This window comes from Pseudomonas sp. NPDC077408, assembly GCF_050269105.1.
GTDB lineage: Bacteria > Pseudomonadota > Gammaproteobacteria > Pseudomonadales > Pseudomonadaceae > Stutzerimonas.
The window spans coordinates 1-10,637 of sequence record NZ_JBNNHS010000021.1; the positions used below are offsets into that span (position 1 = coordinate 1).

The 10,637-nt window shown below is 58.1% G+C and carries 15 protein-coding genes; 9 read left to right on the top strand and 6 right to left on the bottom strand.

Annotation, left to right across the window (positions count from 1 at the left end; genetic code table 11):
* Positions 1 to 167, bottom strand: a 167-nt coding sequence (locus tag ACQKEK_RS23170) for an SDR family NAD(P)-dependent oxidoreductase (protein ID WP_499167718.1), incomplete at its 3' end; no start/stop codon positions are given.
* A gap of 144 nt (positions 168 to 311) precedes the next feature.
* Between ACQKEK_RS23170 and ACQKEK_RS23175 the strand changes: the two genes are divergently transcribed.
* The 5 genes from ACQKEK_RS23175 to ACQKEK_RS23195 all read left to right on the top strand — a co-directional run bounded on the left by ACQKEK_RS23175 (position 312) and on the right by ACQKEK_RS23195 (position 4,734).
* Complete coding sequence (locus ACQKEK_RS23175; RefSeq protein ID WP_021206411.1) at positions 312 to 1,226, top strand: LysR family transcriptional regulator; 915 nt, start codon at positions 312 to 314, stop codon at positions 1,224 to 1,226.
* A gap of 96 nt (positions 1,227 to 1,322) precedes the next feature.
* The gene (locus tag ACQKEK_RS23180) at positions 1,323 to 1,943 is read left to right on the top strand and encodes a tyrosine-type recombinase/integrase (RefSeq protein ID WP_003152807.1); all 621 of its coding nucleotides are present in this window, start codon (positions 1,323 to 1,325) and stop codon (positions 1,941 to 1,943) included.
* A 152-nt stretch (positions 1,944 to 2,095) separates the two neighbouring features.
* Positions 2,096 to 3,040 carry a chromate resistance protein ChrB domain-containing protein gene (locus tag ACQKEK_RS23185; protein WP_042924881.1) on the top strand — a complete coding sequence of 315 codons (945 nt, stop codon included), beginning with the start codon at positions 2,096 to 2,098 and terminating at the stop codon, positions 3,038 to 3,040.
* Positions 3,033 to 4,397: a chromate efflux transporter gene (chrA, locus tag ACQKEK_RS23190; RefSeq protein WP_042924883.1), complete on the top strand. Its 1,365-nt coding sequence runs from the start codon at positions 3,033 to 3,035 to the stop codon at positions 4,395 to 4,397. The genes ACQKEK_RS23185 and chrA overlap by 8 nt, the downstream gene beginning before the upstream one ends.
* 10 nt (positions 4,398 to 4,407) lie before the next feature.
* A complete protein-coding gene (locus tag ACQKEK_RS23195) occupies positions 4,408 to 4,734 on the top strand; it encodes a rhodanese-like domain-containing protein (protein WP_042924886.1) in 327 nt (108 codons plus the stop codon).
* Positions 4,735 to 4,770: 36 nt separating this feature from the next.
* Here ACQKEK_RS23195 and ACQKEK_RS23200 read toward each other — a convergent pair whose 3' ends face one another.
* From ACQKEK_RS23200 to mreA, 4 genes are read right to left on the bottom strand one after another with little or no spacing between them, the layout of a single operon-like run.
* A complete protein-coding gene (locus ACQKEK_RS23200) occupies positions 4,771 to 5,496 on the bottom strand; it encodes a TraX family protein (protein WP_081262884.1) in 726 nt (241 codons plus the stop codon).
* Positions 5,484 to 5,924, bottom strand: a complete 441-nt coding sequence (locus ACQKEK_RS23205) for a YqaA family protein (protein WP_042924888.1) — start codon at positions 5,922 to 5,924, stop codon at positions 5,484 to 5,486. Before ACQKEK_RS23205 ends, ACQKEK_RS23200 begins: the two co-directional genes overlap by 13 nt.
* Before the next feature lie 3 nt (positions 5,925 to 5,927).
* Positions 5,928 to 7,061 carry a nickel/cobalt efflux protein RcnA gene (locus ACQKEK_RS23210; RefSeq protein WP_042924890.1) on the bottom strand — a complete coding sequence of 378 codons (1,134 nt, stop codon included), beginning with the start codon at positions 7,059 to 7,061 and terminating at the stop codon, positions 5,928 to 5,930.
* 9 nt (positions 7,062 to 7,070) lie between these two features.
* Entirely contained in the window at positions 7,071 to 7,358 is a 288-nt protein-coding gene (mreA, locus tag ACQKEK_RS23215) for a metal-sensing transcriptional repressor MreA (RefSeq protein WP_042924893.1), read from the bottom strand.
* A 118-nt stretch (positions 7,359 to 7,476) separates the two neighbouring features.
* Here mreA and ACQKEK_RS23220 point away from each other — a divergent pair, with 118 nt between their 5' ends.
* The 4 genes from ACQKEK_RS23220 (at position 7,477) to ACQKEK_RS23235 (ending at position 9,495) form a co-directional block, all read left to right on the top strand.
* The gene (locus ACQKEK_RS23220) at positions 7,477 to 7,836 is read left to right on the top strand and encodes a hypothetical protein (RefSeq protein WP_042924896.1); all 360 of its coding nucleotides are present in this window, start codon (positions 7,477 to 7,479) and stop codon (positions 7,834 to 7,836) included.
* 47 nt (positions 7,837 to 7,883) lie between these two features.
* Positions 7,884 to 8,621, top strand: coding sequence for a HupE/UreJ family protein (locus ACQKEK_RS23225; RefSeq protein ID WP_042924899.1), 738 nt, complete (start codon positions 7,884 to 7,886; stop codon positions 8,619 to 8,621).
* Positions 8,622 to 8,633: 12 nt separating this feature from the next.
* Positions 8,634 to 9,296, top strand: coding sequence for a hypothetical protein (locus ACQKEK_RS23230; RefSeq protein WP_042924902.1), 663 nt, complete (start codon positions 8,634 to 8,636; stop codon positions 9,294 to 9,296).
* Between the two features lie 70 nt (positions 9,297 to 9,366).
* On the top strand, positions 9,367 to 9,495 hold the full coding sequence (locus ACQKEK_RS23235) for a hypothetical protein (RefSeq protein ID WP_256044860.1): 129 nt from the start codon (positions 9,367 to 9,369) through the stop codon (positions 9,493 to 9,495).
* A gap of 277 nt (positions 9,496 to 9,772) precedes the next feature.
* Here the strand turns inward: ACQKEK_RS23235 and ACQKEK_RS23240 are convergent.
* Positions 9,773 to 10,637, bottom strand: an 865-nt coding sequence (locus ACQKEK_RS23240; protein ID WP_499167716.1) for a transposase, incomplete at its 5' end; no start/stop codon positions are given.

The window sequence follows — 10,637 nt, forward strand, 5'->3', positions numbered from 1 at the left end:
CCACCTGCATTGGTCAGCTCAGCCACCAATGCGTCGAGTTTATCTTTGCGACGTGCAGCCAGCACTACGCGAGCGCCAAGCGCAGCAAGGTGGCGCGCAGTAACCTCACCCAGGCCGCTACTGGCACCGGTGATAACGACAACTTTTCCAGAAATGTTATTGCTCATGCTGAGAACCTCATCGGCGGGTTTGTACTTCGCCATGGCTGGTTAACCTGGCAGTGCGCAAACTTTAGACCCATGATTGATCTCAATAAATGGAAATGATTAGATTATGCTATTCCTGAAAATGGAATAAATGAGAGGGGCAACATGCTTAACCGCATGGAGATGGTTAGGATTTTTTGCACAGCAGCAGAGGCAGGTAGCTTCCGCCAAGCGGCAACTCGATTAGGCATCTCCCCACAAGGGGTGACTCGAGCCATTCAAGCCCTGGAAACTGAGCTTGGCGAATCACTGTTCCACCGCAATACCCGCCAGGTGAGCATCACTGCTTTCGGTCAGGATTACGCCAAAGATGCCAGGTCAGCTCTGGATCATTTCGATACGCTATTCCGGTCGCACAGGACGGAGCCTGAGCTGTCAGGTAGGGTGGGGATTACGGCTCCACATGCTATTGGCAGGCGCTTCCTGATACCGTTTCTTCAGCCCCTGGCCGCTGCACATCCTGACCTGCAATTCGATCTCCGCTTGGAAGATCAGATGACTGATGCTGTTGAGGCGCATATCGATATTGGTATCAGGGTGGGGGTTATTCGCGACCGGCGCTACGTTGCACGTGCCTTAGCTCCCGTGCCGTTTTACGTTGTCGCGTGCCCGTCTCTCATAGGCCAAAAGACACCACCTGAATCTTTGGATGCCTTAGCTAAGCTGCCACTTTCAGTCCTGATCGACCGGAAAAATGGCCGCCCTTGGCCTTGGCTATTTGCCGACGGGCAAACGTTCACGCCCAGGCAGCCAGCGCTTATCTGTGATGATCCAGATACGGAATTGGAAGCCACCCTGGCAGGCATGTGTTTTGGCCAAATTCCTGCCTATCTGGCTGAGCCTCATCTGCGGTCAGGAAAGCTGGTTGCTGTTTTGGCTGATCTCGCTCCAGCGCCATGGGATCTGTTCATATACCGCCCGCAGCAGGGTCCTGTATCGAAGCGGGTGCGATTGGTGTACGACCACCTTAAGCAGGCTTTCTCAAACCCCAAGCTATTTCCCCAAGGCCTGGGGACATAGCGATGCATACCTGCCAGCCAATCGTCCGCTATTGGCCGGTTAGCGACCATTTTTCTGGCTAGCCATGCTTGGCCTCCCACATGTGGAGGACTTGCCATGAACATCACTGCTACCTGCACCCGCCGGCCCTGGAACAAAGGAAAGTTGGTCGGACAGAAAACCCCGCTCCGGCTGAGAGATATCTGGGCCATCCGAGTAAGGCTTCAGCTTGCAGAACGAACCCGGGATCTGGCTCTGTTCGATCTGGCCATCGACAGCAAGCTTCGAGCCTGCGACTTAACTAAGCTCCGTGTATGCGACGTTGCTCATGGCGAGCATGTGTCATCACGAGCAATGGTTATGCAGCAGAAAACGAAGCGACCAGTGCAGTTCGAAATTACTGAGCAAACACGGTCTGCTCTCGCGGCCTGGATACACCAAGCCCAGCTCCGTAGCCAGGACTGCCTTTTCCCGAGCAGGCTGCACACCTCAGACCATCTATCCACTCGTCAATACGCTCGTATCGTCAAAGGCTGGGTGCAAGCCATTGGCCTTGATCCGGCCATGTATGGCACTCACACAATGAGACGTACAAAGGCATCACTGATCTATCGCAGGACAAAGAACTTGCGGGCCGTTCAACTTCTGCTTGGCCATACGAAGCTGGAGAGCACCGTTCGATATCTTGGGATTGAGGTCGACGACGCCTTGGAAATGGCAGAGCAGACCGAGGTTTGACCATGTATAGCGACGGTCGAAGTCAGGCCGTCGCTAACCGGCCAAAAGCGACCAGTCGTAACGGGCAATCATCGGCCAACTATTTAGTGCTTCACAATCACCCAGAGCAAGAATAGAGTAAAGATTACTACCTAATAGGTATTCTACTCTACATGAATAGTTGGCTATCTCTGATCATCGCCTTGCCGACCGCTAACGCCACAGAGCGGATGCGTGCCTGGCGTGCCCTCAAGAGCAGTGGCGCAGCGGTACTGCGCGATGGTGTCTATTTGCTGCCTGATACTCCCGCCTGCCGGGAAGCGTTGGAAGCTGTTGAGCGCGACGTGCTGGGTAGCAATGGCACGGCCTTTCTGTTGCCCATCAATGATCCGCAAGGCGAGCGCTTTATCGAGTTGTTCGACCGTAGCGAGGACTACGCCAAGCTGCGCGTCGAGATCGAGGCGTGCCAGGCTCAACTGACTTCGGATAACGCCCTCACTAGCACCAAGCAGGTACGCAAGCTGCGCAAGGCATTTGCGCAGCTTGCGGCCATCGACTTCTTCCCTGCGGCAGCGCGGAAACAGACCGACACGGCCCTCAAAACACTTGAAACGGCCATCAGTCGGGCACTTTCGCGGGATGAGCCGAGCAGTCAGGATCAGCCTATCGAACAGCTGGATCGCCGCGACTACCAGGGCCGCCTCTGGGCTACGCGCAAGCGGCCCTGGGTCGACCGCCTGGCCAGTGCCTGGCTGATTCGGCGCTGCATCGATCCGAGAGCCCGCATTCTCTGGTTGGACACACCGAATGATTGCCCTGCTGACGCGCTGGGCTTCGATTTCGACGGTGCGACCTTTAGCCATGTCGGCAGTCGCGTCACCTTCGAAACCCTGCAAGCCAGCTTTGCACTGGTCGAGCCAGGCCTAAGCCGCATCGCGGCTCTGGTGCATTACCTGGATGTCGGTGGCGTTCAACCCGCTGAGGCTGTTGGCATCGAGCGTGTATTGGCCGGGCTGCGCGAAACCATCCTCAATGACGACCAGTTGCTAACGGCTGCTTGCGCCATCTTCGATGGGTTGCTGGCGGCATTTGTGAAAGAAGAGACCCCTGATGAATGAAACCACACTGCCGCCTGTAGAGCAGGATCTGCCACGTGCCGAGCCTGTCAGTTTGTTCCAGGCTTTTCTGTTCTGGCTCAAGCTCGGTTTCATCAGTTTCGGCGGCCCAGCCGGACAGATCTCGATCATGCACCAGGAGCTGGTGGAGCGTCGGCGCTGGATCTCTGAGCGGCGTTTTCTGCATGCGCTGAACTACTGCATGCTGCTGCCCGGCCCGGAGGCCCAGCAACTGGCCACCTATATCGGCTGGCTGATGCACCGCACCTGGGGTGGTGTGATTGCCGGGGTGCTGTTTGTGCTGCCCTCGCTGTTTATCCTGATCGCGCTGTCGTGGGTCTATATCGCTTTCGGTGATGTGCCGGTGGTGGCCGGACTGTTCTATGGGATCAAGCCCGCCGTGACCGCCATCGTGGTGCAGGCCGCTCATCGCATCGGCTCCCGTGCCCTGAAGAACAACTGGCTGTGGGCGATAGCTGCCGCCTCGTTTGTGGCGATATTCGCCCTCAACCTGCCGTTCCCGCTGATCGTGCTGGTGGCCGCAGTGATCGGTTATTTCGGTGGGCGTTTCGTCCCAGAGAAGTTCAGCATCGGCGGTGGTCATGGCGCGGCCAAGCAGTCTTACGGCCCAGCGCTGATTGATGATGAAACCCCGACACCGGAACATGCGCGCTTCCGCTGGCCACGACTGCTCTTGCTGGCAGCGATAGGTGCAACGCTGTGGGCGTTGCCCATGGGGCTGTTGACCGCTCTATTCGGCTGGGAAGGCACGCTGACGCAGATGGGCTGGTTCTTCACCAAGGCCGCACTGCTGACCTTCGGCGGTGCCTATGCGGTACTACCCTATGTCTACCAGGGTGCAGTCGGCCACTACGGCTGGCTGACCCCGACACAGATGATCGACGGTCTGGCTCTGGGTGAAACTACGCCAGGGCCACTGATCATGGTGGTGGCCTTCGTCGGTTTTGTCGGTGGCTACGTGCAGCAGGTATTCGGTGTCGATCAGGCCTTCTTGGCCGGTGTCGTGGCCGCCAGCCTGGTCACCTGGTTCACCTTCCTGCCGTCCTTCCTGTTCATTCTTGCGGGCGGCCCGCTGGTGGAATCGACCCACAACGAACTGAAGTTCACCGCGCCGCTGACGGCCATCACCGCCGCCGTGGTCGGGGTAATCCTCAATCTGGCGCTGTTCTTTGGTTATCACGTGCTCTGGCCGCAAGGCTTCGAGGGGGCTTTCGACTGGCCTTCGGCGCTAATTGCCCTGGCGGCAGCGGTAGCCTTGTTTCACTTTAAACGCGGTGTCATCCAAGTGCTGATGGCCTGTGCTTTGGCCGGACTGGTGGTACACCTGCTGCAAAACTGAGAGGTAGAAGATGAGCAGAATCTCGATATGCGAACTGGCGGAATGGCAGGCAGCAGATCGGGCGTTCACTTTGCTGGATGTGCGCCGTACGAGCGTGCGGCTTGCCGATGCCGAAGAAATTCCCGACGCACACTGGCGTGATCCCGAGGCTGTCTTCACCTGGAAAGATCAGGTTTCACGGGACAGGCCAGTGATTGTCTATTGCGCCAAGGGGCGTGAAATCAGCCAGGGCATCGCCGCCACATTGGAGGCCATGGGCCTGGATGCTCGCTTCTTGATCGATGGCTTTGCTGGCTGGTACGGCGCTGGCCGGCCCACCCGTAGCATATCGAGGTAGTGGATCTCCGCCGATATGACGCGATAGTCGCTGGCACTAGCCGAGCGAGCGGATCATGTGTAGTACGGCCAGATGCCCGGGGTAGAACCAATAACCCCAGCGCTTGACCGGCCAGACCCTGAACTGGCGCAGTCGGCGCAGCAGCCACAACCCAAGCAAGGGTGCGACAAACGCAGTGATCACGATCAGCAAGGTATAGGGCTGCAATTCCCACTCGGCGAGCCAGCGGTTGCGACTATTGGCCAGTACGCACAGTGCGGCAGGCAATAGCCACACAAGCCCTGGGCGCTGAATGGCCAGCAGCAACGCTGCCGGCAGCAGTGCGCCGAAAACGCCGTACATCAGGCGCTCTTGCATCAGCACCGCGACAGTCACGCCGGCCAGAGCCAGGATCAAACCGTCGCGACCACGGTGATGTGCTCCCCAGGTGATAAGCAGGCCCAACAGCAGCGAAGGCATAACGTTGAGCGTGCTGCTGTCGTTAGAAAGCAGGCGATAGGGCAACTCCGAGATCACTGCAAACGCAGTCATCCAGCACATGTAGCGAACGTTGTTATCGGAATACAGCTCACCTGTTTGCGAGCGCGCGACATTGGCGGCGATCCCCAGGCAGAACATTGGAAAGGCTAAGCGCCCAACGATGAACAACCATCCGTTGTCAGGCCAGATGTAGCGCAGGTGATCCAGCAGCATGGTCAGCATCGCCAGCCACTTGATCAGATCCAGGTTGGTGTCGCGCTTCTGCAGGCTCACCCAAACCACCCAAGCGTCATGGCAGCTAGTGCCAGATAGCGAGTGGTCTTAGCCAGCATCACGATCAACAGAAAGCTCCAGAAGGGTTCTCGCATGACACCCGCGACGACTGTGAGTGGATCACCAATGATCGGCACCCAACTGAGCAGCAGTGACCAGCGACCGAAGCGGTGATAAGCCTGCTGAGCCTTTTCCAGTTTGCCCTCGCTGACGGGAAACCAGCGCTTGTGTCTGTAGCGCTCGATAGAGCGACCCAGCAGCCAGTTCAGTACCGAGCCCAGTACATTACCCGTGGTGGCGACCGCCAGCAGCGCCCAGACCGCATAGCGGTCAGTCAGCAGCAACCCGACCAGCACCGCCTCCGACTGCATGGGTAGCAACGTGGCAGCACCGAAGGCAGCGAGGAACAGGCCGAAATAACCGGATAACTCCCACATCGGCTAGGCGTTCAGGCCGATCCAGCCGTGGAAGCCGACGTAAACCCCCACACCAATGATCAGTAGGCTGGACAGGTAAGGAGCGCGACGGGCCACAGCACCCAGCCAGGGCCAACGATTGGATGCCTGGCGTGCGCCGATAGCAGCGGCTGCACCAACGGTAACCAGAGTTATAGCCAGACCGATGCTGAAACACAGCACCAGGACGGCACCCAGGGTGACTTCTTTCACTTGCAGGCAGAGCAGCAGCACGGTGATCGCTGCCGGGCAGGGAATCAGTCCGCCAGTCAGACCGAACAGGATGATCTGGCCGGTGGTGACATTGCGATTGCTGAAGCGTTTACGGATGTCGTTGGCATGCGCTCGCTCATGGGCATCCTGGTAGCCCTCCAGCGACAGCTCTAGCCCCTCCAGCTCGGAATGATCATGCTCATGACGGTGGCTTTGCTCGCGGAACTCCAGGTCATAGTCGTGGGAGTGATCAGCATGGCCGAGGCTCAGGCGCGCAGTGAACTCATGGGGCTCGGGAATATCGTCCAGTGACTCTAGGTAGTCACACCGGTCGACGAAGCGAAACTGCTGGGCCAGGCCATCGGGGCGAGTCGTCAGCAAGCTTACTTCAGCAGCCGGCCAGGCATGACCACTCAAGGTCTTCAGCCGCCAGCGCGGAGGGGCGCCTTCTTCGAAGATCGACAGCTCGATACGCCCGTGCCCTGTGTCGATACGCTGCGTTTCATCGTGGTGGTGATGGTCGTGTTGATGCTCATCACCTTCCTCGAAGCGCCACATCTGCTCGCCACGCCAGGTGCGCCAGAGCATCCACAGGGCGATGGTGATAATGATTACGGCGGACGCTAGCTGGAAATAAGGCTCGGTAGTTTCGGCATCCAAATTCTGCCCCAGGTACATGCCGCCCATGGCCACCAGCCAGACTACGGCGGTGTGCGAAAGCGTTGCGGCAAGGCCTAGCAGAATGGCCTGCTTCACCGTGCCACGAATGGCCACGATAAACGCCGCCATCATGGTCTTCGAGTGCCCAGGCTCCAAGCCGTGCAAAGCACCCAGCAGAATGGCGCTGGGGAAGTACAGCCAGGCCTGCGAGCCCCCCTGTTGCAGCAATTCGGCGAAACTCGACATGGGAGGGGCCTAGAGGTACTTGGTGATTTGCTTGAAGTCTTCGAGTGAAGCGCGCTCGCCTACCGCAAGTGCTTCGACTGTATGTTCCAGACAGTGGTCGATATGGTCTTGGATAAGCACACGCTTGGCCTGGCAGACGGCTTTTTCCACGGCATGTAGCTGCTGAGCAATGTCGACGCAGGCCCGGCTGTCTTCAATCATGGTGACGATGCTGCGCAGGTGGCCCTCCGCACGCTTCAACCTTTTGATGATGTCGCCATGACTTTGGTGCTGGTGGCCGTGTTCGTGATCGCTCATGCCTTGAGTCTCGTGCGTCGATGAATTACGCTCCCATGCTATCCCCCTGGGGGGGATATGGTCAAACCGGCTACCTCTCCATAAAAGCCACTCGCTTAGGCATCGAAAGAACCACAACATGCTCAGCAATCCCATTAGCACCAAGGTGATTTTTGCCCTTGCTCTCGCCATATTGCTGGCTTGGGCCGGGCATACCTCTGCGCTGTTTATGGGATCGAGCCAGCCTTCCTTGAGTGGAAATGACAGTGCTCATTCGCATGCGCATGGTGATGAGACGCAGGCCTGTGCTGCGTACGGGGATCACTGCCACTCGCCGCTGACAGCCGACCACTTGCATGAAACACCGCATCTGACCGCGCTGCTGAGAATAAGCACGCTGCCAGAACGTGCGCAGCCGATACTCGCCCCTCGCTACTCCATTCCTCCAAGCCCGATCTTCCTGATCGAGCGGCCACCGCGCGCCACATTCGTGCTCTGACACAGGCCGCTGTGCGGCCCAAGCCCCCTTTAATTTAGGACTCAACCATGCATTCGCTATCTATGGGCGCAATGGACTCATCTGTCGTGCGTCCGAATCGCTCGTTACTACTGTTGCTGCTTTTCACGGCATTGCTGTTTCTAGGCATGCCTGAGGCGCTGGCCCACGCCGTTGCCGAGGGCGACAAGGGCTTTATTCAGGAAAGCTCCGGGGTGATGGTGCTGCCGTTTATCTACATGGGCGCTAAGCACATGATCACCGGCTACGACCACCTGCTGTTCCTCTTCGGAGTGATCTTCTTCCTCTACCGCCTGAAGGATGTTGGGCTCTACGTCACCCTGTTCGCCGTGGGCCACACAGTTACGCTGTTGTTCGGTGTGCTGGCAGAAATCAGCATCAGCTCCTATGTGATCGACGCCATCATCGGTTTCTCGGTGGTGTACAAGGCGCTGGATAACCTGGGCGCATTCCAGCGCTGGTTCGGCCATCAGCCGAACACCAAAGCGGCCACGCTGATTTTCGGCCTGCTGCATGGCTTTGGTCTGGCGACCAAGATTCAGGAATACGAGATCTCGGCAGATGGCCTGATCACCAACCTGATCGCCTTCAACGTCGGCGTCGAAATCGGCCAGCTCCTGGCCCTGAGCGCCATCCTGATTGTCATGGGCTACTGGCGACGCACCGCCAGCTTCTGGCGCCATGCATATACCGCAAACGTCGCCATGATGAGCGCCGGTTTCCTCTTGATGGGTTACCAGCTCACCGGCCTGATCGTCTCTCAGTAAGGAATTCTCAGCATGTTCAATACCAAGCTTCCGACCCAAAGCGAATTGCCTACCAGCCGCCAACTGTTGCGCTCCACTGTGATCGCCGTGGGCGTTGCCGCAGCCTTACTGGTCACTGTAGTGATGCCTTCGGAGTACGCCATCGACCCAACGGGCGTTGGCCGCTTACTCGGCCTGACCCAGATGGGCGAAATGAAGAAAACCCTGGCCGAAGAAGCGGCTGCGGATGCAGCGGTTCAACCCGCTGCGGCCCCCGTTGTGCAAGCCCCCGTGCCTGTTCGGCCGGTAGTTCAAGAGCAAGTCGCGGCAGTGCCTGTGGCTGAACCAGCCGCAGAGCCACAGCCAGCCCTGAAGTCTGACGAGATAACCGTCACCCTGAAGCCAGGTGAGGCCAGTGAAATCAAGCTGGAGATGCTGAACAAGGCCACGGTCAGCTACGAGTGGGCAACCAATGGCGTACCGGTCAACCACGACACTCATGGCGAGCCTTACAACGGCCCCAAGGGCTACTACCACAGCTACAGCAAAGCCAAGCAGATCAAGGGTGACAAAGGCGAGTTCACCGCCATTTTCGACGGCACACACGGTTGGTTCTGGCGCAACCGCAGCAACCAGGACGTGACCATCACGCTGAAGACCAAGGGCGAGTACCTGAGCGTCAAACGCGTTATCTGAGGCACATAGCCCCTGCGTCAGCCGGCACAGGGGCTTCTACTTTCATGATCGAAACAGAAAGGATTACATGATGAAAAGCACAACTACCCTGAGTCGCTCCCTGCTGTTGGTTTGTCTGCTTGGTCTGCTGTCGGCCTGTGGCGGCGGCGAGCCGGAAACCCAGTCCGAAGTCGAAAGCCACGGTCACGCTCACGACTAAGATCTGAAACGCTGTGTTGTCACGAGCGAGGAGCCTACTTGTTCGTGACAATCAGCAAATGCCTCTTCTTCTCGGCTACCGCTACATCATGCACTTTAGGTGTGACTGCTTTTGGCCGATTCTGTTGAAAAAGTAGGTTTAGCGGCAGCAAGGCGGTCGGATGTACCTGCTGTCGAAGTGGCTGCAAGCCACTTCAAGTTACCTTTCGGCGTTTCACTGAGCGTCCTTGCTCAGGTTTGAGGGTTAATTCGAGGGTTTCTGCTCGCCACAGGCGTACCTATCCCGTGAGCGGTGGCCCTTGAGGCAAAAGCTTGGCCATGCGGCGCAGGTTCTGCACCATCGCAGCCATGGTGAATTCGTCAGTGGCGCCTGTCAGGCCACGCAGTCGTAAACGGTCGAGTTTCATGATCCGTTTAAGATGGGCGAAAAGCATCTCCACCTTCTTCCGTTCGCAACGTGAGACGAGGTATTCCGGTGTCTTGGCGATGCGTCGAGCCACATCGCGGGCAGCCTCATGGATGCTGCGAACGATCTTCCGATTCGGTGTGTTGGGGCAGCATTTCGCTTTCAACGGACAGGTGACGCAGTCGGTTTGGCTGGAGCGGTAGATGATGGTGTTGGCCTTGGTTACCCGCGATCTTTTCTGAGTGAAGGCACGCCATTCACTGCGTAGCGGTTTGCCGGTTGGGCAGCGATATTCATTGGCTTCCTGATTCCAGTGGAAGTCGTTACTGGAGAGACTGTCGTCCTTGCGCTCAGTCTTGTCCCACACCGGCACATGCGGCTCGATGTCCTTCTCTTCGACCATCCAGGCCAGCATCGGGGCAGTGCCATAGGCGGTGTCGCCGATGAGGCGTTCCGGTGTGAGGTCGAACTGCGCTTCGACACGCTCGACCATCGTCCTGGTCGAGTCGACTTCGGTGGTACGGTGCGCCGGGGTCGCTTCCACATCCATGATCACACCGTGCTCAGTGTCGATCAGGTAATTTGTGGAGTAGGCAAAGAAGGCCGGGCCGCCTGGTGCTGCTGTCCAACGGGACTGAGGATCGGTGAGCGAAATCTTCTTGGGAAGAGCCTCAGCCAACGCATCTTCATCAAGTGCTTCGAGGTACTCGCGCACGGCGCGGCTGCTGAGCTTTGGA

Coding starts and splice junctions, on each gene's coding strand:
- ACQKEK_RS23180 (WP_003152807.1), top strand. CDS start 1,323: ATGAACATCACTGCTACCTGCACCCGCCGGCCCTGGAACAAAGGAAAG.
- ACQKEK_RS23220 (WP_042924896.1), top strand. CDS start 7,477: ATGCTCAGCAATCCCATTAGCACCAAGGTGATTTTTGCCCTTGCTCTC.
- ACQKEK_RS23225 (WP_042924899.1), top strand. CDS start 7,884: ATGCATTCGCTATCTATGGGCGCAATGGACTCATCTGTCGTGCGTCCG.
- ACQKEK_RS23195 (WP_042924886.1), top strand. CDS start 4,408: ATGAGCAGAATCTCGATATGCGAACTGGCGGAATGGCAGGCAGCAGAT.
- ACQKEK_RS23175 (WP_021206411.1), top strand. CDS start 312: ATGCTTAACCGCATGGAGATGGTTAGGATTTTTTGCACAGCAGCAGAG.
- ACQKEK_RS23210 (WP_042924890.1), bottom strand. CDS start 7,061: ATGTCGAGTTTCGCCGAATTGCTGCAACAGGGGGGCTCGCAGGCCTGG.
- ACQKEK_RS23205 (WP_042924888.1), bottom strand. CDS start 5,924: ATGTGGGAGTTATCCGGTTATTTCGGCCTGTTCCTCGCTGCCTTCGGT.
- ACQKEK_RS23185 (WP_042924881.1), top strand. CDS start 2,096: ATGAATAGTTGGCTATCTCTGATCATCGCCTTGCCGACCGCTAACGCC.
- ACQKEK_RS23230 (WP_042924902.1), top strand. CDS start 8,634: ATGTTCAATACCAAGCTTCCGACCCAAAGCGAATTGCCTACCAGCCGC.
- chrA (WP_042924883.1), top strand. CDS start 3,033: ATGAATGAAACCACACTGCCGCCTGTAGAGCAGGATCTGCCACGTGCC.
- ACQKEK_RS23235 (WP_256044860.1), top strand. CDS start 9,367: ATGAAAAGCACAACTACCCTGAGTCGCTCCCTGCTGTTGGTTTGTCTG.
- mreA (WP_042924893.1), bottom strand. CDS start 7,358: ATGAGCGATCACGAACACGGCCACCAGCACCAAAGTCATGGCGACATC.